The sequence below is a fragment of the Bacillus sp. 3G2 genome, assembly GCF_044324725.1.
Taxonomy (GTDB): domain Bacteria; phylum Bacillota; class Bacilli; order Bacillales; family Bacillaceae_G; genus Bacillus_A; species Bacillus_A mobilis.
Window position 1 is genome coordinate 1,789,687 of sequence record NZ_CP172246.1, and the last position, 24,436, is coordinate 1,814,122.

Here is a 24,436-nt window from a genome sequence, read left to right on the forward strand (position 1 = left end):
ATCCCTCCTAGATGAAATGTTTTTTAGAATACTTTTTTATTTTATAATGCAAGTAATATAAGAAGCAAGTTGATTTAAAGTTTATAAAAATAAAGAGTTTTTTATTGCTTGGGGCAATACTTTTGTAGTTCATATTTTGAAGGTGCAGAGAAACAATTATGGAAGTAAGAAAATTGATAGTAATTAAAGCTAGTGAATTAAGTGAACTTGCACTACATGTAAAAGCAACAGCTGCCCGTTCATAATAGTAGTATAATAGTAAATGAGGTGTTCATACTATGGAAGATAAAACGTTAGGTATACTACTAGATGTAGTTGGGGAATTATTTTCAGATGAAATATCAATTGCCGTTTCGAATACGAAAGAATATATTTACTATCGGCCAAGTAAACGAATTGATTTAAAGATTAGCGCCGGGGATCCTATTAAGGAAGGGACCATCGCTCATAAAGCAATGGTAACGAAGCAAAAAGCCTCTGAGTTTATTAACCGGGACGTTTTCGGTATTCCTTATCATGGAATGGCCGTACCGTTTTCAAATAATGGGAAGATTGAAGGGTGCGTGACGGCAATTTATCCCGCTTTAACGGATGGAAAGTCAGTCGTTACTTTAAAAACAACAGACGGATGGGTTCCGGTTCCTTTCTCAAAGGTCATGTATTTAGAAGCTAAAGATAAAAAGACGTATGTGAATTCAGAAGAGTTAACAGGAACACATAAGTACTCGCTACAAGAATTCGAATACTTGTTGCCGAAAGATTCCTTTATTAGATGCCACCGTTCCTTTATTGTAAATGTTAATCATATTAAAGCGATTTACCCTGATACGCATTCTACTTTTGTACTTTCTATGGATAACGGAGAGAGGGTACCAGTGAGTCAGTCATACGCTAGCTATTTTCGTAAGCTTCTAGGATTCTAAATTTTTCTGCTTTAGAACCTAGATTTGCTGTTTTATCTGAATTTTCGGCATTGTGTACAAAAAACCCTGTTTTGATAGTGTTAATGTGTAAAATAATTATGAATATTCATTGAGAGAGGGATTACATATGGAGAATAATTTAGATAGAATTAGGGATCAACGTTTCAAAGATCGAGTAGTTACACCTGAAGAGGCAGCATCATGGATTGAAAGTGGAATGACTTTAGGTTTAAGTGGATTTACACGTGCTGGGGATGTAAAAGCAGTCCCGTTTGCGCTGGTGAACCGAGTGAAGAATGATAAATCTTTTAAAGTAAATGTTTATACAGGGGCTTCTTTAGGTTCGGATGTAGATAAATTATTTGCTGAGGCAGGAATTTTAGGGAAAAGATTGCCTTTCCAAGCCGATGCGACTATGCGAAAAGGAATTAATAACGGAGATTTTTTATTTGTGGATCAGCACTTATCTCATACAGCAGAGCTACTCCGTGCTGACGTTATGGATATAGATGTCGCTATTTTGGAAGCGGTTGCGATTACTGAAGATGGTATGATTATTCCAACCACTTCAATTGGAAATTCCTTAGCTTTTTCCTTACATGCTAAGTCCATTATTATTGAAATGAATATGGCTCAATCTACACAACTAGAGGGGCTGCATGATTTATATGAACCAGGTAAACAAGGGGAAAGACTTCCAATTCCGCTCGTAAAAACGGATGATCGAATTGGAACAATTGGTATCCCGATTGATGCAGAAAAAGTGAAGGGGATTGTGTTTACGAATCAACTGGATTCACCATCGACAATTGTTCCTCCAGATGAAGAAACTGTCATTATGGCACAACATTTAATAGAGTTCCTTCGAGAAGAAGTTAAAGTAGGCCGATTAACAAAGAGTTTAGCACCGTTACAATCGGGAATTGGTTCAGTTGCTAATGCAGTATTGCACGGCATGCTAGATTCGGAGTTTGAAGATTTAGAAGTGTATTCTGAAGTTTTACAAGATGCGGTCTTTGATCTAATGGACGCTGGGAAAGTTAATTTTGCTTCCTGCTGCTCGATCACGCTTTCTGAAGAGAAAATGCAACAAGTATTTTCTAACTTTGAAAAATATCGTGACAAATTAATGATGCGCCCGCAAGAGATTTCTAATCACCCTGAAATCATTCGCCGCCTTGGATTAATCTCAATTAATACTGCTTTAGAATTAGATATATACGGAAATGTTAACTCTACTCACGTTTTAGGTACAAAGATGATGAATGGTATTGGTGGTTCTGGTGATTTTGCGAGAAATGCACGTCTAGCTATATTTGTTACGAAATCGATTGCAAAAGATGGTAACATTTCAAGTATCGTTCCTTTCGTTTCTCATGTAGATCATACGGAACATGATGTAGATGTTATTGTCACTGAACAAGGCTATGCTGACCTAAGAGGATTAGCGCCAAGAGAAAGAGTGGAACTAATTATTGAGAATTGCGTACATCCAATGTATCGTGACCAGCTAAGAGCTTATTACGAAGAAGCACAAACAAGAGGTGGACAAACTCCTCATGTTTTAGAAAAAGCTTTTTCTTGGCATACGAATTATGCTAAAAATGGAACAATGCTTGAAGAGGTAGTAGAAACTGTTTAGAAGTGTAAAAATGATTCTTAAAATAATATGCTATAAAGGTTAAAAGAAAAAGAACGCCAATTTTCAGGAATGGCGTTCTTTTTCTTTTAATACCTTGTTACCTATTCTGAAGAATTATAAAAGTAACCTCTTATTTACGGAAATAAGAGGTTTTTTTAATTGTTTTTTCGAATCATTTTAATAGGTTACATATTGAAGGTGAGGAAAAAGAATCATGAAGATAAGAAAAGCGTTAGTAAGTGAAGCAAATGCATTAAGTGAACTCGCACTACACTCAAAAGCAACGTGGAACTATAGCGAAGCATTCATACTTGCTTGTAAGGAAGATTTAACAATTACCGATGAGTACATAAAAAATAATTTTGTATATGTTTTAGAAAACGATAATACGAAGATTGGTTTTTTTTCATTTTTACGTAACGATAAAGCTCTCGATTTCTTATACATTCATCCTCGTTACAAAGGAAAGGGGTATGGGAAGATAATGTGGAAGTTTGTAATAGAGCAAGCAAAGGAACTAGGAATAAAAAGTTTTACAATTGATAGTGATCCGAATGCAAAAGGGTTTTACTTGAAGATGGGGGCGAAGTTAATAGGAGAGACACCATCAACGGTTTTTGAGGATCGATTACTGCCTCTTTTGAAATATGATGTGTAAAACAATTAATAGTAGGAGAAGCTGAAAATGAATAATGTAAAGGCAAAAAGAATATATGAAGCACTAATGAAATCTTGGTCGATTGAAACAAGTTCAAAGTGGACAAGTGAAAATCCAGTAAAGGGACAGTGTGGTGTAACGGCTTTAGTTGTTCAAGATATATACGGAGGGAAAATCAAAAAGACAAAAGTTGGAGAGGAGTGGCACTTTTATAACTGTATAGATCGACATAGGTTTGATTTTACAGAGGCTCAATTCAATGAAAACCTGAACTATTTGGATGTGGAATCAAACCAGGAAGAAGCATTTGCAGATACAAATGAAAAACAATATAGCATTTTGAAGGAAAAGATAATAAAAGAATTGAAATTATCTTTTGACTCTTAATCTTTAATAAGTTACTATAATGGTGGTAACTTATTAAAGGGAACTTCATAGAGTTGAAAGGGGAAATACTTTTGAAAACAACTTATGTAAACGCTACAATCGTAACGATGAATGAACAAAACGAAGTGATAGAAAATGGATATATCATTGTAGAAAATGATCAAATTATAGATGTAAAGAGCGGAGAATTCGCTAATGATTTTGCAGTAGATGAAGTAATTGACATGAAAGGAAAGTGGGTATTACCAGGGCTTGTAAATACACATACACACGTTGTAATGAGTCTCTTAAGAGGTATTGGCGATGATATGTTATTACAACCATGGCTTGAGACGAGAATTTGGCCACTTGAAAGTCAGTTTACGCCAGAACTTGCGGTTGCTAGTACGGAATTAGGATTACTTGAAATGGTGAAAAGTGGTACAACATCATTCTCTGACATGTTTAATCCAATTGGAGTAGATCAAGATGCAATTATGGAAACGGTATCAAGGAGTGGAATGCGAGCTGCTGTTTCAAGAACTTTATTTAGCTTCGGAACGAAAGATGATGAAAAGAAAGCCGTTGAAGAAGCTGAAAAATATGTGAAGCGTTACTATAATGAAAGTGGTATGTTAACTACGATGGTTGCACCGCATAGTCCATATACATGTTCCACAGAACTATTAGAAGAATGCGCACGTATTGCAGTAGAAAATCAAACGATGGTTCATATTCACCTTTCGGAAACAGAGCGTGAAGTACGTGATATTGAAGCACAGTACGGAAAACGTCCAGTAGAATATGCAGCAAGTTGCGGGTTGTTTAAACGTCCAACAGTTATTGCGCATGGTGTAGTATTAAATGAAAATGAGCGTGCATTTTTAGCAGAACATGATGTTCGAGTAGCACATAACCCGAATAGTAATTTAAAACTAGGTTCTGGTATAGCAAATGTAAAAGCGATGCTAGAAGCAGGAATGAAGGTAGGAATTGCAACAGATAGTGTGGCATCTAACAATAATTTAGATATGTTTGAAGAAATGCGCATCGCAACATTATTACAAAAAGGTATTCATCAAGATGCAACAGCGTTACCGGTTGGAACTGCTCTTACACTTGCGACTAAAGGAGCTGCTGAAGTAATCGGCATGAAACAAACAGGATCACTTGAGATTGGAAAATGTGCTGATTTTATTACGATTGACCCATCTAATAAGCCGCATTTACAACCAGCAGATGAAGTATTATCGCACCTTGTATATGCTGCTAGTGGAAAAGATATAAGCGATGTAATTATTAACGGAAAACGTGTCGTTTGGAATGGCGAATGTAAAACGTTAGATGAAGAGCGTATTATATTTGAAGCAAGTCGTTATAAACGAGGTTTACAAAGATAGATATTTTTAGGCTGTGGAGAAGGTTTTCTCCACAGCCTGTTTTTGTACCTTTCCCTGTGCTATGTGTCAACACTGATAAAAAGAGGGAAAGGAGAAATTTTTTATGAGTGTTGATTAATAAAACAGAAGAGAATGGTTTAGATAAAATCACTAGTTTCAAAAAAGCCTTCACGCAATAATGATTGCAAGAAAGCTTTTGATGTTTTCTTATTTTTTTGTCTCATTGACCCATGTAATAATGTCCTGGATGACGTACTCGGGAACATTTGCAGGGATTTCGTACTCACTTGGAAGACTCAATTCCCCGTCACCCTCCGTGAAGAAATGATTCAGTTTCGGATATTCTTTGAACTGAACATTCCCGCGGTTTGAAAGTCCTTCCTGCCATTTTGTATAATCTTCTTTTACTGTTACTTGATAATCGCGTGCCCCTTGCAGAATCAGCAAAGGCTCTTTTCGTGATTTTGCCTCCTCAACTGGACGCCACCTAGTAACATCATACATAAAATGAGGAGACGGAAATGGAAAATTGTAGCCAGCTGGCGGATGGTCAGGATCGAAAGTAGGATCCAGGATAAAAGCGAACTGTCTTTTTAGTTCATCGATTACTTCCTTTGGCGCCCCAAGGTATTGACTCACATCAATGGCAGTGTCAGTCAAAGGGCGTGCAGGTGGTGCGAGTAAGATACTTCCTCGAACAAGTGAGGAAGGCGCTTTGCTCAGTATTCGCGGCATTGTGCCAGCTCCTTGGCTATGTCCGAGAATGAAAATATTATTTGGATCAATGCCTTCCTGCTGCGCTGCTGATTTTGCTGCATATATGGCATCATCTGTAGTATCACGGTCTAACGTAACGGGTTCTGCACTCATCTTTAATGCGTGTTCAAAGGTGCGTTTTTCATAGCGTAACACCGCAATTCCGTTGGACGAAAGGCCCACCGCAATGTCTCGTAAGATTTTTGTTCCCAGATATGTACTATCGCGATCATGGATGCCAGCACCATGAACAAGAACAACTACGGGTACCTTTTCACCAGGTTTATGTTTCGGAACCGTTAATGTGGCAGGTAACGGATAGGTAGAACTTCCAATGACGATTTCACGTTCTCTATAGGAAGCAGGTTGATCGTAGCTAGGCTGTGGGATAATATAAGATTCTGGAGGCGTCCTTACCCCAACTTCATCTACTTTCCCACCAGGTGTGAATTTAAGGAGTAACGGTATGGTAGCTCCTTGGGTGGTTCCTGGAATTTCCACCGTTTGATGGACCAAGTTTCGTTCTTTTATCCCGGGGGTTCCCATACTTTTTATCCCGCTCCAGTCACTTTGTTTCCACCAATTTTGTAATGTGTTTGCTGTAAACTTAGATTGAAAAGCAGCAGACGTCAACTGAAGTGCTTCTGCATACTTACCTTGCTGGAGATATTCAAAAAATAACGATGTACGCTCTGTTAAAGAGACTCGTTCCTTTTCTGTAGATTGTTTCGCATGTGTATTTGCGTGAATAGCTGTTGTAAGCGGGAAAGATGAAATGCCAAAAGAAAAGAGCAGGGTAAAGGAAAGTACTGTTTTTTGTATTTTCTTTTTTTTATTCATATTTTAACCTCCAATATGTGATGGTAAAAACAGGCATGGTAATTATGGTTCTGGTGCAAAAAGGCCTAATCCATTGATATGTTCATCTAAAACCAACCGTACTGATTTTGTCTTAATAACTCTGGTAACTCTTAATCTCTCTTTCTTCCTTCACTTCATATTTTGACTATACGAAACAAAGCTCTCGTTTTTCTTACTTGATCCTTACAAAAACCTTAAGTGTATAAGGTTTGTCAAATACCACTTTCTATCTGAACTTCTTTTTATGTGTCAACACTGATAAAAAGAGAATAAGGAGAGATTTCTTAGGGGGGCTTTAAAAATCATTGTGACGAATGTGTATTAGTTTCTGTTGAAGAGTTAGTTCCGAAAGAACATTTCCTTCATAAAATCGAGGCCACAATTAGTTTTAATTTTATTTAGGAAAAGCTATCCTTTTTTAAAAGGATAGCTTTTTTCTTGTACGAATAAATATTCAAAAGAATGTCGCATCCTTCTGTGCATATTTCTGCTATAATATATAACGCTTTATAATATTTTATACTTAAGGAGAACAACTCATGAAGCGAAAAAAGAGCCATTTAATGGTAATGGCACTTGTTACATCTTTATTATTAACAGCTTGTAATAATAAAGCGAATAAAAGTGACGCAGAGGCAAAAAAACAAGTATTAAATGTAACAGTATCAGAAGAAATTCCTTCTCTTGATACTGCGAAAACGATGGATGGTACATCAGCACATGTTATGCAAAACATATTTGAAGGTTTGTATGTATTAGATGATCAAGATCAGCCTATTCCAGCAGTAGCAAAATCGTTTAAAAGAAGTGAAGATGGTAAAAAATATACATTTGATTTGCGTAAAGATGCAAAATGGTCAAATGGAGACAGTGTGACAGCAAATGATTTTATGTTTGCATGGAAACGTGCAATTAACCCTGAAACAGCGTCTCAATATGCGTACATGCTCTTTCATGTGAAAAATGCGAAAGAAATTAATAAAGGAACAATGGCTCTTGATAACCTTGGAGTTAAAGCAATAAATGATTATAAGTTAGAAGTGGAACTCGAACAGCCAATTCCGTATTTTTTACAGTTGTTAGCACTACCTATTTACTTACCACAGCATGAATCATTTTTGAAAGAGCAAGGAAAGAATTATGCATTGGAACCTAGTAATCTCATATATAACGGGCCATTTGTATTAGAGAAATGGAAGCATGAACAAGAGTTTCAATTAAAGAAGAATGCTACATATTGGGATGAAAAGAAAGTGAAATTAGACGAGATAAACTTTCAGATTGTAAAGGATACAATGACAGCTGTTAATTTATACGAAGCTGGTAATTTAGACCGGGTGCCTATTAATTCTCAATTTGTAGATAAGTATAAAGGGAATAAGGAATTACATATGTCGAGCGAACCTGGAATGGCTATGCTACGTTTTAATGAGAAAAATAATGCGTTAGCAAATAAAAAGGTGCGTCAATCTATTTCATTAGCGTTAAATAAAGAAGATTTCGTTACTCACTTTATTAATAACGGGGCAAAGTCTGCAAGCGGACTTGTACCGGCTGGTCATATAAATGAAGAGACTGGTAAAGATTTTAGAAAAGAAAACGGAGATCTTTCTCCATATGATTTGCAAAATGCGAAAAAGATTTGGACAGAAGCGAAAAAAGAACTGGGAGTAGACGAAGTAAACCTCGAATTTTTAACATATGAACAAGATAATGCAAAACGTATGGCAGAATATATAAAAGGTGACTTAGAAAAGCATTTGCAAGGATTAACGATACAAATTAAACAACAGCCATTTAAGCAAAAATTACAGTTAGAACAAACAGGAGATTATGATATATCTATGGCAAATTGGGGACCAGATTATAAAGACCCAATTAGTTATTTAGAACTCTTTACGACGGATAATCAGAATAACAAAATGAATTATTCTAATCGACACTACGATGAATTAATAAAGAAAGCGAAAAGCGATCTAGTACTAGATCAGAAGAAAAGATGGGAAGCATTGCAAGAGGCCGAGCGTACTTTATTAGAGGATGCTGCGGTCGCACCACTTTATCAAATGGGATCAGCTTACGTACAAAAGGATTATGTAAAAGGAATTGAGAAGCATCAATTTGGTGGTGTTTATACTTATAAGAATGCTTATATCCTAAATAAATAAATACAAAAAACCTTACTTTTTAAAAGTAAGGTTTTTTACGCATGCATTCTATTAAACCGATTTTAATAAAGAATAAAAATTCGTATCATATGGGATATCATCTTGATACATATAATTTTTTAGAACGCCTTCTTTTTCAAATCCTAATTTTAATAGCACTTTATTGGAAGCTTCATTTTCAAGAAAGACAATTGCTCCGATTCGTTTTAAATGAAGTGTGTGGAAACCGTATGATATAACTTCAGAAACAGCTTCCGTCGCATATCCTTTTCCCCAGTGTTCAGGGAGAAAGGCATAACTTATATTGGCTCGTTTATGTTCAGAAGACCAATCATGAAACCCAATGGTTCCAACGAGCTCTTTCTTGTCCTTTAATTCAATTCCCCATTTTATTCCGCTTCTTGCATTATAACTGAGCTTAAAGTTATGAATGACTTGTTTCACTTGAGCAACATCCTGTAATGGTTTTTGGCCATAATAGCGCAGTACGTCAGTATTAGAAAAGCATTGTAGAATACCCGGTGCATCTTCTTCGGTAAGTTCTCGTAAAATGAGTCGGTCGGTTTTCAATATAGGAAACATGCTTTCACTCCATTTCTTCTGAAACTAGAATGTGTTGTTATTATATAATGTAATCTGAAAATAAAGATTATTCAAGAGGGAAGTGTGGTTTTGATTTATGATAAAATTGATTGTGGAATATATTTCAAAAAGAGGTTTGTATATGGAGAAAAATTCAATTTTAATTGTAGATGATGATCAAGATATTGTTCGATTTGTGAACGTGAATTTAATGCAAGAAGGTTTTAAAGTTTTTAGTGCTTATAATGGAGAAGAGGCTTTAGAAATAATAAATAATAACAAAATTCAACTTGCTATTTTGGATATTATGATGCCACAAATGGATGGAATAGAATTGTGTAGAAGGATTAGAGAGAAACATAGTTTACCAATTATGTTTTTAAGCGCAAAATCATCGGACGTAGATAAGGTAATAGGATTTAGTACTGGAGCAGATGATTATATTGTGAAGCCGTTTAGTACAATTGAATTTATAGCGAGAGTGAAAGCTCAATTAAGAAGGTATACATATTTCAATCAAAATGCTGTCCAAGAAATAGAAAAGAAAATAAATATTAGAGGTTTAGAAATAGATGAAGTGTCTAGAACAGTAATGTTATATAGAGAAACAATCAATCTTACGAGAACTGAATATGATATTTTGTACTTAATGGCCGCTGCAAAAAATCGTGTATTTACTATTGAAGAAATATATGAGAGCGTTTGGAAAGAAAGGGCCTATGAAAGTAATAATACAGTAATGGTTCATATTGCAAGATTAAGAAATAAAATTGAAGAGAATCCAAAAGAGCCGAAGTTTATTCAAAATGTTTGGGGAGTAGGATATAAAATTGAAGATTAAATCATTACAAGGCATTAGAGCTAAGTTTTTTATCGCATTCATATGTAGCATCTTATTAGCCACTGTAAGTATAATAACGTTTCAAATATTAATTGGAAATATATATGGTCAAGTTACCGAATTAGAGAAAAAATATTCATTTTTATATTTAATAGCTTTTTTAACTTTTACTACAATATACTTTGCATTCATGACAAAAACAATGATGAAAAGATTATCTGAAATTAACAAGAGTGTGAAGCAAATAAGTAGTGGTAATTTGGAAATACATATACCTATTTCAAAAAATGACGAGATTGGTGAATTAGCAGCGAATGTTAATAGAATGGCTAAAAGTTTAAAAGAGTCTATCGAAAATGAAAAAAAATCGCAGGAAATGAAAAGTGAAATGATTAGTAATATTTCCCATGACTTACGAACACCTGTAACATCTCTAATCGGTTACGCGGACCTGTTAGGAAACCAGCTTCATTCAAATAGAGAAGAATGTGAACAGTATGTAAGTATATTAAAGCGAAAAAGTTATGAGTTAAAAAATCAAGTAGATGATTTATTAGAATATTGTCAAATAAATTATAGGGAGATTGAATTACATAAAAGTGCAGTAAATATGAAAGCGTTCATTGAACAAATCATGATTGGTTTTGTGCCACAACTAGATGATGCCGATATGAGCTTTTGTATTAATGGTGATAAGGAGTTACATGTGGAAATGGATGTAGCGCTTATGGTGAGGCTGTTCGAAAATGTAATTAGTAATAGTATTATGTACGGGAAAGACGGAAAACAGATTTTGATTCAAATTTGTAAAAGAGACATGAATGTTGAAATTGAAATTAAAAATTTTGGACAATGTATTCCGAATGAGAACCTTCCTTACGTTTTTGAGAAGTTTTATCGTGGTGAAAAATCACGTAGCTCTCATACGGGTGGAAAAGGAATGGGACTTGCAATTGCGAGAAGTATAGCAGAGCTTCATAAAGGGGATATCACTGTGTGCAGTAACGAGAAAGAAACTGTTTTCACCATCGTTTTACCGCATTATCAAGAATTGTAAGAAAGTCGTAAGTATTTCTTTTATATGTCGTAATTTTCACTTCGTATCATGTAGAACAAAGATATGAGGGTGGGGATACAACATGTGGAAGAAATATGTATTAGTAATTTTAGTTGCGTTTTTAATTACAAGTTGGAGTGTAGTTTATTTATCCCATGGTGTTATATCAGTCATTGTTTGGTGGGGGTTACAAGCCTTTAGCTTAGTATCAATCTTTATTTTGATAGGATCAGTATTACTATTTTTGTGGAAAGGCATTTTTAGAAAGCGAATAGATAGAGCACTAATCTTCATCGTTCTTTTCTCTATAATTGGAGCTTGGCCTTTAGGGTGGTTTGCTAATATAGGGGGACTTGCTTACCCAGCAGATGTACAATCTATGAGTCCTAAAGCAGTCGTTCGCTTTCCTTTGAATGAACGAGCATTAGTGGGCTGGGGCGGTGATCGATTAGAAACGAACTATCATGTTATAAAACCAAATGAACGATGGGCATATGATATTCTTATTCCGCCTGCTGAAGTGAAAAGTAGTAATTTAGGGGATTATGGAATATATGGAGCGAAAGTAATGGCACCAGCTTCTGGAACAGTTGTATCTATCAATAATGATGAAAAAGATGTAGTTCCAGGAGAGGATGATTTTCAGTCAATGGCGGGGAATCATATTTATTTACGACTAGATGAATCAGGGACATTTTTAATTCTTGCCCATTTAAAAAAAGGATCAATTAAAGTGAGGGAAGGACAACATGTAAATGAAGGAGAGGTTCTTGCCCAAGTCGGTAACTCCGGAAGTTCAAGTGAGCCGCATTTACATATTCATCATCAAAGGCAGGATCCAACCAAGGTGAGCATGTTTTTTTCGGAAGGATTACCACTTTACTTTCGAACTGAGAAAGGTGCGATAATGCCAAAAAGAGGTACATACATAAGTGGCAATAAAAAAGGTATTCCAGTTTTATTAGAATACCTTTTTTCATTACCCTACAAATGTTTGATACAGCAAGAAAATATTTAAAATGATAACAAGTGCAGCAATGATCCAAGCGATAAAAGTTGTAATGCAGTGATTAACGAGCGCACCCATAATTTTTTTATTGCTTGTAAACATAATAAGTGGTACTAGTGCAAAAGCAATACCGAATGATAAGACGACTTGGCTCATGACTAGAGCGTAAGTTGGATTTACACCTAAAGCGATAATTATTAATGGGGGAATCATTGTAATAAAACGTCGTAAATATAACGGAATATGCATTCGAATGAAACCTTGCATAATAATATCACCTGACATTGTACCGACAGAAGAGCTAGATAGTCCTGCTGATAAGAGCCCAATTCCAAATAAAGCAGCTGATACAGGACCGACTAACGTACTAAACTGGTTAAAAGCAACATCAAGATCTTCAACATGCAAGCCATTTTTAAAGAATAGTGCAGCAGCAACAATTAACATACTCGCATTAATTGCTCCAGCGATAACCATTGCAATAATGATATCAATAAATTCGAAACGGAAAATCTTTTTCTTTTGTTCATCAGTTGTTCCAACCACGCGGCGTTGTGTCAATGCAGAATGTAAATAGATTGCATGTGGCATAACTGTCGCGCCTAATATCCCTGCTGCAAGTAATATACTGTCTACACCTTGGAATTTCGGAATCAATAGTCCTGAAAGAAGGGGACTTAATTCTGGTTTTGCATAAAAAACTTGAATCCCAAATGCTATTACTACAATAAAAATCATCCCTGTAATAATAGCTTCTAGTGGGCGAAATCCTCTGCGTTGAAACTCAAGAATAATAAATGATCCGACTGCTGTAATTAAAGCAGCTGGTAACATAGGAATTCCAAATAATAAATACAATCCGAGTGCAGCCCCGATAAATTCAGCTAAATCTGTAGCCATAATAACGAGTTCACCTTGTATCCATAAACCGATAGACACCGGTTTTGGAAAGTGCTCGCGAGCTATTTCAGGTAAATTATTTCCCGTAGCAATTCCTAACTTAGCTGATAAAGTTTGAATTAATACTGCCATTAAGTTAGACGCGAATATAACCCATAATAGTAAATATCCATATTGTGAACCAGCTGCGATATTTGTAGCAAAGTTACCAGGGTCAATATAAGCTACAGATGCGATAAAAGCGGGCCCTAAAAACGGTAACAGTCTTTTCCAGCCTTTCGTTTCGCCACTTAAAGCTAAGTGTGCTGATTGAACAGTTGTACTTTGAGAAGGGACTTGTTCATCTTTTGATATATCTTTATTCATAGTAGTTTTCCCCTTTGAAATGTTAACTTGATGAAATTATTGTAAGTATTCTTATTGTTTATTTCAATACATTTAGATGTATTAGATGATATTTTTATTTGAACATAAATGTTTCCTTAGTGCAAATTATATGCCTTGCTGCAATGGATGGTGTCGTGTAATGAAAAATTGGGAGTTTATGGTGTGATGACGTGGGGAAACATAATGAATTAAAGGGCTATTTTTGAAATTTATGTGAACAAAAAGCCGATAATACAGCATATTAATTGATGGAATTGCATTTGTATGATATATAATATATTGGGATTACAACATAACCACAGGGTTTGGGTGTGTAATCTTGTTTTTTATTTTTGTTAACTGATAGAAAATAGTATAAAGAGAAGAAAATGGATTCATTTTCTTATTATATATGTTTTGATATGAACGTTAACTTATACATGATTTTAAAAATTAGATAGGTGGTAGAAACACATTGGCAACTACAAAACCATATAGAGTATTACTATATTACATGTACACAACAATTGAAAACCCAGAAGAATTCGCGGCAGAGCATTTAGCATTTTGTAATTCACTTGAATTAAAAGGTAGAATTCTTGTAGCAAAAGAAGGAATTAACGGAACTTGTTCTGGTACTGTAGAGCAAACTGAGAAATACATGGAAGCAATGAACAACGATCCACGTTTTGACGGTATCGTATTTAAAATAGATGAAGAAGAAGGGCATGCATTCAAGAAAATGCACGTACGTCCTCGTCCAGAATTAGTGACACTTCGTCTAGAAGACGACATTAACCCACATGAAGTTACTGGTAAGTATTTAGAGCCAAAAGATTTTTATGAAGCAATGAAACAAGAAGATACAGTTATCATTGATGCACGAAATGATTATGAATTTGATCTAGGTCACTTCAAAGGTGCAATCAAACCTGATATTGAATCATTCCGTGAATTACCAGATTGGATTCGCGAAAATAAAGAAGTACTTGAAGGCAAAAAGATTTTAACGTATTGTACAGGCGGAATTCGTTGTGAGAAGTTCTCTGGTTGGTTAGTTCGTGAAGGTTACGAAGATGTAAGCCAACTTCACGGCGGTATTGTAACGTACGGTAAAGACCCAGAAGTACAAGGCGAGCTTTGGGATGGACAATGTTACGTATTCGATGAGCGTATCGCTGTACCAGTAAACCAAAAAGAACATGTTATCGTTGGTAAAGACCACTTCTCAGGTGAACCTTGTGAGCGCTATGTAAACTGTTCAAATCCAGAATGTAATAAGAAAATTTTATGTTCTGAAGAAAACGAAGCGAAATATTTACGTGCATGTTCTCATGAATGTCGTGTAAGCCCACGTAACCGCTACGTAATACAACATGAATTAACGGAAGAGCAAGTAGCTGCTGCATTAGAGAAAATCGAAGCAGGGAAGTAAGCTGAATTAGTGTAATAAAAAAGTACTCCAAGTTTTAGTTTGGAGTACTTTTTTACTATGTAGTTTTTCTTTTGTCAGTTTTTGTCGGTAAGTCGATATATTATAAAAATCGCTGATATATTTCGAGTTGCGCCGATATATCTTAAAAATCGCTGGTAATAATTTCATTTACTGAATCCTGCCACGTATTTGTAATTTGAAAATAACCTTCTTTACTTCTTATCATTTTTCTCTTTCACAGCAGAAAGTACAGTTTGTTTTACCCATGCTTTTCTTCGTTTATGTTGTTGACTCCATTGGTATAAACTTTGCGCACCTAAAATAAGTGAAATGACGATGCCGCTAATTGCTATTAAAAGTGCGAAGAATTCAAGTGGCGACGATATTTTGTTTGAGTCGGTGTTTCTTAAAAGGTCGATCATAGTAAATCCTAACATTTGGCCTACTACAGAGTAGAGCGTTAAAATTAATAGTAAAAGGCTATCTTTTTTAGAGGCGACGTTTTCTTGATATTTAAACAAACTATCAAGATTTTGTTTTGCATTTGAGTATAGTACTTCAATGTTAAATAGGTTTCTTAAGCGGAAGAAAATATCTTCACTCTGTGATTGGGATACTAGCTCTAAAGAAAAGTAATTCGCTGTGAATGAATTGATTGAATAAATTAATTTTTCTATTTCATTTGTATCTTGTTCAATATTTAGTTCAGCATAAGCGTTTGCCATTTTTAATAAAACAACTTTATGAAATAGATTCAATAACAAGGCGTAATAAAACTCCCCGTACATCTGGCTAGCAAGTTTAGAGAATTCGTGTTCACCCTCGTTTGTTATACATGTGAAAATATGTTCTTCCATAATAAAGTATCGATTAGGAGCCCATCTTTGATAAGAATGTTTTGTTAAATAATCTTGAATATAAGGAACATTATTTGCGCTAATATAGGGCTTACCATCGTCTGTTAATCCGGAAAGACTGGAAGCTCGGTATACATCAACTACATGAAGGTCCGACTCTTTATTTATGGATAATAAAGTTTGTACATACATTCGTTGATCTTCAAAGAATGGGAATGTTTGAAAGTAAGAGCTCCGCAATCTCTTTTTCTCAAAGAAGTCTGTTAAGCCATGGAATAAATCGCCGAATATGAGCTTCTCTACTTGTGAATATTGTTTGCCATTATATTCAATACAGATAGTTTCATTTGTATCATTTTGAGTTTCAAGTACACGGAAGCGGGCGGCAAATTCAATTGCTTCTGATAATGTCATGTTTGGAGCGGTTTCTACTTCTGTCCGAATTGTTAAGAAGCCAAGCTCATAGGGGCAAAGTGTTACGTCAATAGAATGAATCTTGAATGGAACGGAAATCAAATTTGTTGTTAAATGTCCAGTTAAGTTAAGGTCTTTAGAATAGCGCTGCAATCCTTTTTGATGCTCTGAGTGAGGAAAGAGTATTTTATTTGTAAATGAAAGATAGTATGCTTCCATATTTTGATGTGAAACTTGAAACTTTCCGTAGTATGTATTTTCATTTTCAAGATGATCAAGTCGAAAAGGTCGAAAATCATTTTTCTGTAAGAAAGGGAACATATTTTGTTCATATCCAGTTTTAAAAGAAAACGGGAATATAAATTGAAATATAGCTGTTGTTACATCTTTTTCCTCGATTGTTTGTATTGCCTCCATTTACTTTGTTTCCTTTCATATATGCTATAAAAACAACATGCCCAAATTCATTTGAAAATAACCACTGTTTTATACTTGATTAAGAATGAAAATTCTGCTTATTTAGTGAGGGACATGTATAATGTTATGTATACGAAATGTTATAAAATTGTATTTTGAAAAGGGGGATGTTGTATGCGTATTTTAGTATTAGGAGCGGGTGGCGTCGGAGGATTTTTTGGCGGCCGATTAGTCGAAAAAGGGGAAGATGTTACGTTTCTTGTTCGCAGTAAAAGAAAACAGCAATTAGAGGGAACGGGACTTGTTATTCGTAGTGTGAACGGGGATTTTTCCTTTCAACCGAAATTAATAACGAAAGAAGATCGAACTTCTCCGTTTGATGTTATTTTATTCTCAACAAAAGCGTATCACTTAAACGAGGCAATTCAAGATTTGAAGCCGTTTGTAGGTGAAAATACTATGATTATTCCATTGTTAAATGGCATTGCTCATGTATCACTATTACAAAAAGAATTTGGCGTGGAAAAAGTGATTGGCGGTTTATGCTTTATCGAGACGACGCTAAACGATCAAGGAGAAATTGTACAAACTAGCGCTGCCAATAGACTTGTGTTTGGAGAAATGAAGTCTCAAGATTCAGAGAGAATACAGCATATCGCTAGAGCATTTGCAGGTACGAAATCTAGTTTTGTTTTGAGTGAAAATATTACACAAGATATGTGGCATAAATATTTATTCATCACTGTAATGTCAGGTGTGACAACATTAATGCGTGCACCGATAGGCCCGATTCGTGAAAGCGAAGGTGGCCGCGATTTTATCCAAAACTTATTTGAAGAATGTGTGCAAATTATGAAATATATAGGGGCACCAGTTAAGGAAGGTATTGCCCAGGAACATATGAAAACAATTGATAAAATTTCGTATGATATGAAGTCATCAATGCAGCGGGATATGGAAAAAGGTTCGTCTATTGAAGGGAAGCACTTACAAGGATACTTACTAGGTGCAGCAGAACAATTTCCTATAGAAGCACCATTATTGAGTGTGGTATATCAAAACTTAAAGGTGTATGAAGAAATGACCTTTAACAAATCAGCAATACAATTGGATGTATGAAAAAATAAAAAAGAAAGCAATATATAAGTGTATTGCTTTCTTTTTTATGACAATTTATTTATTTCTTTTCGTTCTATCTGTCAAATTTATTTCCTGTTCACGTTTACTGTATAATTGATTAATTTCATTTGCTAACGCATCTAAATAGGAATCGGAAAAAATAGGCTTCTTTTCTTTAGACATGTGGGTCTCCTTTATCGATTTTGTAGTATTCATTATGTATATTTACCGGCGGATTATGCGCAATCATTTAAATTTTTTCTTTTTAAAAATTTTTGTTTACATTTTGAAAATAAAGGAGTATTATAATCCACAGTTTCAATTTTCTAAATCGCTGAAACCGCATGGTACGGGGGACCCGTTCTTATGGATTAGTACGTAATCCAATGGGGTGAATCCTTGAAAAAGGTAGGGCTACTCATAGGCCCGAATCCGACAGCTAACCTCGTAAGCGTTATATTGAGAAGGAAGGTGGAGCTTGTGCGACAAAAAAAATAATGTCTACAAGTTTATTTCGTTATGGCTTGTAGACATTTTTTGTTTTCTGAAGAAATCGTTTATTCGCTGTAACTAACAGAAAAGTTCGTACAAAATTATTGGAGAGTGGACAGCAGTGGTTTCATCAATCAAAAGGTTTTTAATTGGAAGGCCGTTAAAATCAACTGAGTTAGGAGAGCAAAAGCTTAATAAAACGAAGGCACTAGCCATTTTATCTTCTGACGCATTGTCATCGGTCGCATACGGACCAGAGCAAATATTAATCGCATTAACAGGTCTAGGGGCAATAGCTTATTGGTATTCCATTCCGATAGCTGTTGGGGTATTAGTATTATTAACTGCTCTTATTTTATCTTATCGACAAATTATTTTCGCCTACCCGCACGGCGGAGGAGCGTATGTTGTATCAAAAGAAAATTTAGGGATGAATCCAGGGTTAATAGCTGGAGGATCTTTATTAGTCGATTATATTTTAACTGTTGCAGTAAGTGTATCTGCGGGTACAGATGCGATTACGTCTGCTTTTCCGAGCTTACATGCACATAAAGTAATTATTGCAGTTATATTTGTTATATTGATTACGATATTAAATTTAAGAGGTGTAACGGAATCAGCTTCCGTTTTAGCATATCCAGTTTATTTATTCGTTTTAGCACTATTCATATTAATTGGGGTGGGGATTTATAATATTTTAACTGGTCACGTGTCACCGACTTTACACACGCCAATTGGAACACCAGTTGCGGGAGTTAGTTTATTCTTACTGTTACGAGCATTTGCATCAGGTAGTTCTGCTTTAACAGGTGTTGAAGCAATTTCAAACGCAATTCCAAACTTTAAAGATCCCGCACCAAACAATGCGGCGAAAACATTGCTTGCAATGGGTGCATTACTTGCCGTTTTATTTTCAGGAATTGTTTTCTTAGCTTATTATTACGGAATTTCTCCAAGTAAAGAAGTAACAGTTGTTTCACAAATTGCTGAACAAACTTTTGGGCGTAATTTCATGTACTATTTCATACAGGGTACAACTGCTTTAATATTAATTCTTGCTGCTAACACAGGGTATTCTGCATTTCCGTTATTAGCAGTTAATCTTGCAAAAGACAAATTCATACCGAGAATGTTTACGATTAGAGGAGATCGCCTAGGTTATTCAAACGGTATTATTATACTTGGAATCGCATCGATTATTTTAATTGTAGCTTTCCAAGGGCAAACAGAACATTTAATTCCGTTATATGCAGTAGGTGTATTTATTCCATTTACACTTTCTCAAACTGGTATGGTATTAAAATGGCTTCGTGAAAAGCCTGAAGGATGGGCTTTGAGATTAACGGTCAATTTAATTGGAGCAGTCATTAGTTTTATCGTAATGAGTATGTTCTTTTTAACTAAATTCGCACAAGTTTGGTCAATCCTTATTTTCTTACCTGTCATTATCTTCTTGTTCCACCGAATTAAGAAGCATTATGATGCAGTGGGAGACCAACTAAGTTTAAAAACTTGTGAGCCACTTGTTCCGATTAAGGGAAATGTAATTGTCGTTCCGGTAGCTGGTATGACTCATGTAGTAGAAAATTCATTGAATTATGCTAAGGCTCTTTCTGCCGATCAAGTTATCGCTGTATATGTTGCTTTTGACAGAGAAGAGGAGAAGAAATTCGAAGAGAAATGGAAGAAGTGGCAACCGGAAGTTAGGCTTGTTACCTTGCATTCTCATTATAGAAGTATTATTCAACCGCTAACAAAGTTTATTGATACAGTGCAATATAAAGCGAGTGAATCAAATTACCGAGTTACTGTCGTTATACCACAGTTCATTCCGAAAAAAGGTTGGCATAACATTCTTCATAATCAATCTAGTTTACTCATTCGTGCGTATTTACTCTATAAAAGAAATGTTGTTATTACGACAGTTCCATATCATTTGAAAAAGTAAGAAGATTTTTTAAGGATAGCTTCATGAAAGTGAAGCTATCCTTTTTGTGTATATGCTATGCATAATTGCATATGAGCCTAAAAGATATATTGATATAATTTTTATATCTATGGATAAGCAGGATTTTTTGTTGTGATATATGGATATTTCAATTGAAATAGTGAAGAGGATTATATTTTGAAATAAGGACATGAAAGCTTGAAAATAAAGGGGATGAAAATACTTCTTTACGTTATATAAGTAGCTGTGTTTAAATGACCTTACAGTACAAAACTTATATGAAAACAAAACGAAATTTCATATTTACGTACGTTATTTAGTTTAAAATGAATAATATTTTCATGTAATATATTCACTGTGTGAATGTGGAAATGGCTATAAAATAGAAATTTTATACAATGTTATTCGAACTAATCACATATGAAATGTTTTATAACAATAAGTAAGTACTGTAGCAATAAAAGTTGAGAGAGGTGGTTCATACATGGATCGCGGTGAGAACGTTCTCTATTTTAACCATCTCAAATTATGTGCAAGAAAATAGAATAATAAAATGCGATAGTAATAGTTGCTAATACATAGGAGGAGTTAAAGTGAAAAAGACTTTAATTACAGGGTTATTGGTTACAGCAGTATCTACGAGTTGCTTCATTACTGTAAGCGCTTACGCTAAGGAGGGGCAAACAGAGGTGAAAGCAGTATATGCACAAAATGTAATTGCTCCAAATACATTATCCAATTCAATTAGAATGTTAGGATCACAGTCACCGCTTATACAAGCATATGGATTAGTTATTTTACAACAGCCAGACATTAAGGTGAATGCGATGAGTAGTTTGACGAATCATCAAAAGTTTGCAAAGGCGAATGTAAGAGAGTGGATTGATGAATATAATCCGAAGCTAATCGACTTAAATCAAGAGATGATGAGATATAGTACTAGATTTAATAGCTATTATAGTAAGCTCTATGAACTCGCAGGAAACGTAAATGAAGATGAGCAGGCCAAAGCAGATTTTACAAATGCATATGGAAAATTACAACTGCAAGTACAAAGCATTCAAGAGAGTATGGAGCAAGATTTATTAGAGTTAAATCGATTTAAAACGGTATTAGACAAAGATAGTAGCAACTTATCAATTAAAGCTGATGAAGCAATAAAAACACTACAAGGATCAAGTGGAGATATTGTGAAGTTAAGAGAAGATATTAAAAGAATTCAAGGGGAAATTCAAGCTGAACTAACTACTATTTTGAATAGACCTCAAGAAATTATTAAAGGTTCTATTAATATCGGTAAACAAGTATTTACAATTACAAATCAAACTGCGCAAACGAAAACAATTGATTTCGTTTCTATCGGTACTTTAAGTAATGAAATTGTAAATGCTGCAGATAGTCAAACGAGGGAAGCGGCTCTTCGCATTCAGCAAAAGCAAAAAGAGCTACTACCACTTATTCAAAAGTTATCACAAACTGAAGCAGAAGCAACACAAATTACATTTGTTGAAGATCAAGTAAGTAGCTTTACAGAACTAATCGATCGTCAAATTACAACTTTAGAAACGTTATTAACAGATTGGAAAGTTCTAAACAATAATATGATCCAAATTCAAAAAAATGTCGAAGAAGGCACATATACAGATAGTAGTTTACTTCAAAAACATTTCAATCAAATAAAAAAAGTAAGTGATGAAATGAATAAACAAACGAATCAATTTGAAGATTACGTGACAAACGTTGAAGTACATTAAGCAGAAAAATAATTAGCGATATAGGGAGAGAAGAAAAATGACAAAAAAACCTTATAAAGTAATGGCTCTATCAGCACTTATGGCAGTATTTGCAGCAGGGAACATGATGCCAGCCCATACGTATGCAGCTGAAAGTACAGTGAAACAAGCTCCAGTTCATGCGGTAGCAAAAGCTTATAATGACTATGAAGAATACTCATTAGGACCAGAAGGCTTAAAAGATGCAATGGAAAGAACAGGTTCAAATGCTTTAGTAATGGATCTGTACGCTTTAACAATTATTAAACAAGGTAATGTTAACTTTGGTAATGTATCGTCTGTTGATGCGGCTTTAAAAGGGAAAGTAATTCAGCACCAAGATACAGCTAGAGGAAATGCGAAGCAATGGTTAGATGTATTAAAACCACAGCTTATTTCAACGAATCAAAATATCATTAATTACAATACGAAATTCCAAAACTATTACGATACTTTAGTTACTGCGGTAGATGCAAAAGATAAAGCGACTCTTACGAAAGGTTTAACTAGATTATCAAGTAGTATTAATGAAAATAAAGCGCAAGTAGATCAGTTAGTAGATGACTTGAAGAAATTCCGAAATAAAATGACGTCCGATACGCAAAACTTCAAGGGAGACGCAAATCAAATTACATCTATTTTAGCTAGTCAAGATGCAGGAATCCCGCTTCTGCAAAATCAAATTACAACGTATAATGAAGCGATTAGTAAGTATAATGCAATTATTATTGGTTCATCAGTTGCGACAGCTCTAGGGCCAATTGCCATTATTGGTGGTGCAGTAGTCATTGCTACAGGTGCAGGAACGCCGCTAGGAGTCGCGTTAATTGCAGGTGGTGCAGCAGCAGTAGGCGGTGGTACAGCTGGAATCGTATTAGCGAAGAAAGAGCTTGATAATGCACAAGCTGAAATTCAAAAAATAACAGGACAAGTTACAACTGCTCAATTAGAAGTAGCTGGTTTAACGAACATTAAAACACAAACGGAGTATTTAACAAATACAATTGATACTGCAATTACAGCGTTGCAAAACATTTCAAACCAATGGTACACAATGGGATCAAAATACAATTCTTTACTTCAAAATGTAGATTCAATTAGTCCAAACGACCTTGTTTTCATTAAAGAAGATTTAAACATTGCGAAAGATAGCTGGAAAAACATTAAAGACTATGCAGAAAAGATTTATGCTGAAGACATTAAAGTAGTAGATACGAAAAAAGCTTAATCAATTACGAATCGTTAGAGCGTTACGTATTGATGAACGATTTGAAGCTCCTGTTCAGTTGTGAGCAGGAGTTTTTCATACCCTTATAATGAAAATAGGTGAAAAGAATGCAGAAACGATTTTATAAAAAATGTCTTTTAGCGTTAATGATTGCTGGGGTGGCAACGAGTAACGCATTTCCTTTACATCCTTTTGCAGCAGAACCAAATGTAAAAACATTGCAAGAAAATGCGAAAAATTATTCTCTCGGACCAGCTGGATTCCAAGATGTAATGGCGCAAACGACATCGAGCATATTTGCAATGGATTCATATGCAAAATTAATTCAAAATCAGCAAGAGACTGATTTAAGTAAAATAAATTCTATTAATAGTGAGTTTAGAGGAAGTATGGTTCAGCATCAAAGAGATGCAAAAATTAACGCGGCGTATTGGTTAAATTATATGAAGCCGCAAATTATGAAAACAGATCAAAATATTATAAATTACAATAATACTTTTCAAACGTATTATAATAGCATGCTAATAGCGATTGATCAAAAGGATAGCGTAAAGTTAAAAGCGGATTTAGAAAAGTTGTATGCTGATATTGTAAAGAATCAAAATGAGGTAGATGTATTATTAGAAGATTTGAAAGCCTTTCGCGATAGAATGGCGAAAGACACAAATAGCTTTAAAGAGGATACAAATCAACTAACTTCGATTTTGGCAAGTACGAATGCTGGTATTCCAGCTTTAGAACAACAAATTAATACATATAACGATTCAATCAAAAAGAGTAATGATATGGTCATTGCTGGTGGCGTACTTTGCGTAGCGTTAATAACATGTCTTGCTGGCGGACCGATGATTGCTATTGCGAAAAAAGATATCGCCAATGCAGAACGAGAAATCACCAATTTAAAGGATAGAATTTCTGGAGCACAAGCAGAAGTAGCAATATTGACAGATGTAAAAAATAAAACAACAAATATGACTGAAACAATTGATGCAGCAATTACAGCACTGCAAAATATATCAAATCAATGGTATACAGTAGGGGCAAAATATAATAATTTACTACAAAACGTAAAAGGAATCAGCCCTGAAGAATTTACCTTCATAAAAGAAGATTTACATACAGCGAAAGATAGCTGGAAAGATGTAAAAGATTATACAGAAAAATTACATGAAGGTGTGGCGAAGTAAACAGTGGACTAGTTCCGCTGTTTATTTTTTTATCCTGT

Annotated in this window: 20 protein-coding genes and 1 riboswitch; of the genes, 15 read left to right on the top strand and 5 right to left on the bottom strand. The window is 34.9% G+C overall.

Annotation, left to right across the window (positions count from 1 at the left end; genetic code table 11):
• The first annotated feature begins 278 nt into the window (after nucleotides 1-278).
• From ACHZK0_RS09185 to ACHZK0_RS09205, 5 genes are all read left to right on the top strand, one after another.
• Complete coding sequence (locus ACHZK0_RS09185; RefSeq protein WP_000389701.1) at nucleotides 279-923, top strand: LytTR family DNA-binding domain-containing protein; 645 nt, start codon at nucleotides 279-281, stop codon at nucleotides 921-923.
• Nucleotides 924-1,050: 127 nt separating this feature from the next.
• On the top strand, nucleotides 1,051-2,565 hold the full coding sequence (locus ACHZK0_RS09190) for an acetyl-CoA hydrolase/transferase family protein (RefSeq protein WP_262740804.1): 1,515 nt from the start codon (nucleotides 1,051-1,053) through the stop codon (nucleotides 2,563-2,565).
• 214 nt (nucleotides 2,566-2,779) lie between these two features.
• Nucleotides 2,780-3,223: a GNAT family N-acetyltransferase gene (locus tag ACHZK0_RS09195; protein WP_262740805.1), complete on the top strand. Its 444-nt coding sequence runs from the start codon at nucleotides 2,780-2,782 to the stop codon at nucleotides 3,221-3,223.
• A gap of 27 nt (nucleotides 3,224-3,250) precedes the next feature.
• The gene (locus ACHZK0_RS09200; protein ID WP_395761466.1) at nucleotides 3,251-3,610 is read left to right on the top strand and encodes a hypothetical protein; all 360 of its coding nucleotides are present in this window, start codon (nucleotides 3,251-3,253) and stop codon (nucleotides 3,608-3,610) included.
• Between the two features lie 53 nt (nucleotides 3,611-3,663).
• The gene (locus tag ACHZK0_RS09205) at nucleotides 3,664-4,989 is read left to right on the top strand and encodes a bifunctional S-methyl-5'-thioadenosine deaminase/S-adenosylhomocysteine deaminase (protein WP_262740807.1); all 1,326 of its coding nucleotides are present in this window, start codon (nucleotides 3,664-3,666) and stop codon (nucleotides 4,987-4,989) included.
• A gap of 207 nt (nucleotides 4,990-5,196) precedes the next feature.
• Here the strand turns inward: ACHZK0_RS09205 and ACHZK0_RS09210 are convergent, their stop codons facing one another.
• The gene (locus tag ACHZK0_RS09210; protein ID WP_395761467.1) at nucleotides 5,197-6,585 is read right to left on the bottom strand and encodes an alpha/beta fold hydrolase; all 1,389 of its coding nucleotides are present in this window, start codon (nucleotides 6,583-6,585) and stop codon (nucleotides 5,197-5,199) included.
• A 560-nt stretch (nucleotides 6,586-7,145) separates the two neighbouring features.
• Here ACHZK0_RS09210 and ACHZK0_RS09215 point away from each other — a divergent pair.
• Nucleotides 7,146-8,774: a peptide ABC transporter substrate-binding protein gene (locus ACHZK0_RS09215; protein ID WP_395761468.1), complete on the top strand. Its 1,629-nt coding sequence runs from the start codon at nucleotides 7,146-7,148 to the stop codon at nucleotides 8,772-8,774.
• Nucleotides 8,775-8,825: 51 nt separating this feature from the next.
• On the opposite strand, the gene ACHZK0_RS09220 is transcribed toward ACHZK0_RS09215, so the two are convergent.
• On the bottom strand, nucleotides 8,826-9,356 hold the full coding sequence (locus ACHZK0_RS09220; RefSeq protein ID WP_262740810.1) for a GNAT family N-acetyltransferase: 531 nt from the start codon (nucleotides 9,354-9,356) through the stop codon (nucleotides 8,826-8,828).
• Nucleotides 9,357-9,498: 142 nt separating this feature from the next.
• Between ACHZK0_RS09220 and ACHZK0_RS09225 the strand changes: the two genes are divergently transcribed.
• The 3 genes from ACHZK0_RS09225 to ACHZK0_RS09235 all read left to right on the top strand — a co-directional run bounded on the left by ACHZK0_RS09225 (nucleotide 9,499) and on the right by ACHZK0_RS09235 (nucleotide 12,272).
• Nucleotides 9,499-10,197 carry a response regulator transcription factor gene (locus ACHZK0_RS09225; protein WP_262740811.1) on the top strand — a complete coding sequence of 233 codons (699 nt, stop codon included), beginning with the start codon at nucleotides 9,499-9,501 and terminating at the stop codon, nucleotides 10,195-10,197.
• A complete protein-coding gene (locus tag ACHZK0_RS09230; protein WP_395761469.1) occupies nucleotides 10,187-11,254 on the top strand; it encodes a sensor histidine kinase in 1,068 nt (355 codons plus the stop codon). The genes ACHZK0_RS09225 and ACHZK0_RS09230 overlap by 11 nt, the downstream gene beginning before the upstream one ends.
• An 82-nt stretch (nucleotides 11,255-11,336) precedes the next feature.
• Nucleotides 11,337-12,272, top strand: a complete 936-nt coding sequence (locus tag ACHZK0_RS09235) for a M23 family metallopeptidase (RefSeq protein WP_395761470.1) — start codon at nucleotides 11,337-11,339, stop codon at nucleotides 12,270-12,272.
• Here ACHZK0_RS09235 and ACHZK0_RS09240 read toward each other — a convergent pair.
• Nucleotides 12,234-13,529, bottom strand: a complete 1,296-nt coding sequence (locus ACHZK0_RS09240; RefSeq protein ID WP_395761471.1) for an Nramp family divalent metal transporter — start codon at nucleotides 13,527-13,529, stop codon at nucleotides 12,234-12,236. The two genes, ACHZK0_RS09235 and ACHZK0_RS09240, sit on opposite strands and share 39 nt — an antisense overlap.
• 475 nt (nucleotides 13,530-14,004) lie before the next feature.
• Here ACHZK0_RS09240 and ACHZK0_RS09245 point away from each other — a divergent pair, with 475 nt between their 5' ends.
• Nucleotides 14,005-14,964 (top strand): rhodanese-related sulfurtransferase, encoded by a 960-nt coding sequence (locus ACHZK0_RS09245; RefSeq protein ID WP_087955672.1) that lies wholly within the window; start codon nucleotides 14,005-14,007, stop codon nucleotides 14,962-14,964.
• A gap of 212 nt (nucleotides 14,965-15,176) precedes the next feature.
• Here ACHZK0_RS09245 and ACHZK0_RS09250 read toward each other — a convergent pair whose 3' ends face one another.
• Entirely contained in the window at nucleotides 15,177-16,652 is a 1,476-nt protein-coding gene (locus tag ACHZK0_RS09250) for a hypothetical protein (RefSeq protein WP_270340559.1), read from the bottom strand.
• Nucleotides 16,653-16,826: 174 nt separating this feature from the next.
• Between ACHZK0_RS09250 and panE the strand changes: the two genes are divergently transcribed.
• A complete protein-coding gene (gene panE / locus ACHZK0_RS09255; RefSeq protein ID WP_262740816.1) occupies nucleotides 16,827-17,771 on the top strand; it encodes a 2-dehydropantoate 2-reductase in 945 nt (314 codons plus the stop codon).
• Nucleotides 17,772-17,825: 54 nt separating this feature from the next.
• Here panE and ACHZK0_RS09260 read toward each other — a convergent pair whose 3' ends face one another.
• Complete coding sequence (locus tag ACHZK0_RS09260) at nucleotides 17,826-17,954, bottom strand: hypothetical protein (protein ID WP_255446740.1); 129 nt, start codon at nucleotides 17,952-17,954, stop codon at nucleotides 17,826-17,828.
• A gap of 139 nt (nucleotides 17,955-18,093) precedes the next feature.
• A riboswitch (cyclic di-AMP (ydaO/yuaA leader) is annotated at nucleotides 18,094-18,240 on the top strand.
• 144 nt (nucleotides 18,241-18,384) lie between these two features.
• On the opposite strand from ACHZK0_RS09260, the gene ACHZK0_RS09265 reads away from it, so the two are divergent.
• From ACHZK0_RS09265 to nheC, 4 genes are all read left to right on the top strand, one after another.
• The gene (locus ACHZK0_RS09265) at nucleotides 18,385-20,211 is read left to right on the top strand and encodes an APC family permease (protein ID WP_262740817.1); all 1,827 of its coding nucleotides are present in this window, start codon (nucleotides 18,385-18,387) and stop codon (nucleotides 20,209-20,211) included.
• Nucleotides 20,212-20,804: 593 nt separating this feature from the next.
• The gene (nheA, locus tag ACHZK0_RS09270) at nucleotides 20,805-21,965 is read left to right on the top strand and encodes a non-hemolytic enterotoxin NHE subunit A (RefSeq protein ID WP_395761472.1); all 1,161 of its coding nucleotides are present in this window, start codon (nucleotides 20,805-20,807) and stop codon (nucleotides 21,963-21,965) included.
• 37 nt (nucleotides 21,966-22,002) lie between these two features.
• Entirely contained in the window at nucleotides 22,003-23,211 is a 1,209-nt protein-coding gene (gene nheB, locus ACHZK0_RS09275; protein ID WP_262740819.1) for a non-hemolytic enterotoxin NHE subunit B, read from the top strand.
• 107 nt (nucleotides 23,212-23,318) lie between these two features.
• On the top strand, nucleotides 23,319-24,398 hold the full coding sequence (nheC, locus tag ACHZK0_RS09280) for a non-hemolytic enterotoxin NHE subunit C (RefSeq protein WP_270340553.1): 1,080 nt from the start codon (nucleotides 23,319-23,321) through the stop codon (nucleotides 24,396-24,398).
• Nucleotides 24,399-24,436 lie beyond the last annotated feature (38 nt).

Coding starts and splice junctions, on each gene's coding strand:
- nheB (WP_262740819.1), top strand. CDS start 22,003: ATGACAAAAAAACCTTATAAAGTAATGGCTCTATCAGCACTTATGGCA.
- ACHZK0_RS09260 (WP_255446740.1), bottom strand. CDS start 17,954: ATGTCTAAAGAAAAGAAGCCTATTTTTTCCGATTCCTATTTAGATGCG.
- ACHZK0_RS09200 (WP_395761466.1), top strand. CDS start 3,251: ATGAATAATGTAAAGGCAAAAAGAATATATGAAGCACTAATGAAATCT.
- ACHZK0_RS09185 (WP_000389701.1), top strand. CDS start 279: ATGGAAGATAAAACGTTAGGTATACTACTAGATGTAGTTGGGGAATTA.
- ACHZK0_RS09210 (WP_395761467.1), bottom strand. CDS start 6,585: ATGAATAAAAAAAAGAAAATACAAAAAACAGTACTTTCCTTTACCCTG.
- ACHZK0_RS09220 (WP_262740810.1), bottom strand. CDS start 9,356: ATGTTTCCTATATTGAAAACCGACCGACTCATTTTACGAGAACTTACC.
- ACHZK0_RS09195 (WP_262740805.1), top strand. CDS start 2,780: ATGAAGATAAGAAAAGCGTTAGTAAGTGAAGCAAATGCATTAAGTGAA.
- ACHZK0_RS09235 (WP_395761470.1), top strand. CDS start 11,337: ATGTGGAAGAAATATGTATTAGTAATTTTAGTTGCGTTTTTAATTACA.
- ACHZK0_RS09215 (WP_395761468.1), top strand. CDS start 7,146: ATGAAGCGAAAAAAGAGCCATTTAATGGTAATGGCACTTGTTACATCT.
- ACHZK0_RS09225 (WP_262740811.1), top strand. CDS start 9,499: ATGGAGAAAAATTCAATTTTAATTGTAGATGATGATCAAGATATTGTT.
- panE (WP_262740816.1), top strand. CDS start 16,827: ATGCGTATTTTAGTATTAGGAGCGGGTGGCGTCGGAGGATTTTTTGGC.
- ACHZK0_RS09250 (WP_270340559.1), bottom strand. CDS start 16,652: ATGGAGGCAATACAAACAATCGAGGAAAAAGATGTAACAACAGCTATA.
- ACHZK0_RS09190 (WP_262740804.1), top strand. CDS start 1,051: ATGGAGAATAATTTAGATAGAATTAGGGATCAACGTTTCAAAGATCGA.
- ACHZK0_RS09240 (WP_395761471.1), bottom strand. CDS start 13,529: ATGAATAAAGATATATCAAAAGATGAACAAGTCCCTTCTCAAAGTACA.
- nheC (WP_270340553.1), top strand. CDS start 23,319: ATGCAGAAACGATTTTATAAAAAATGTCTTTTAGCGTTAATGATTGCT.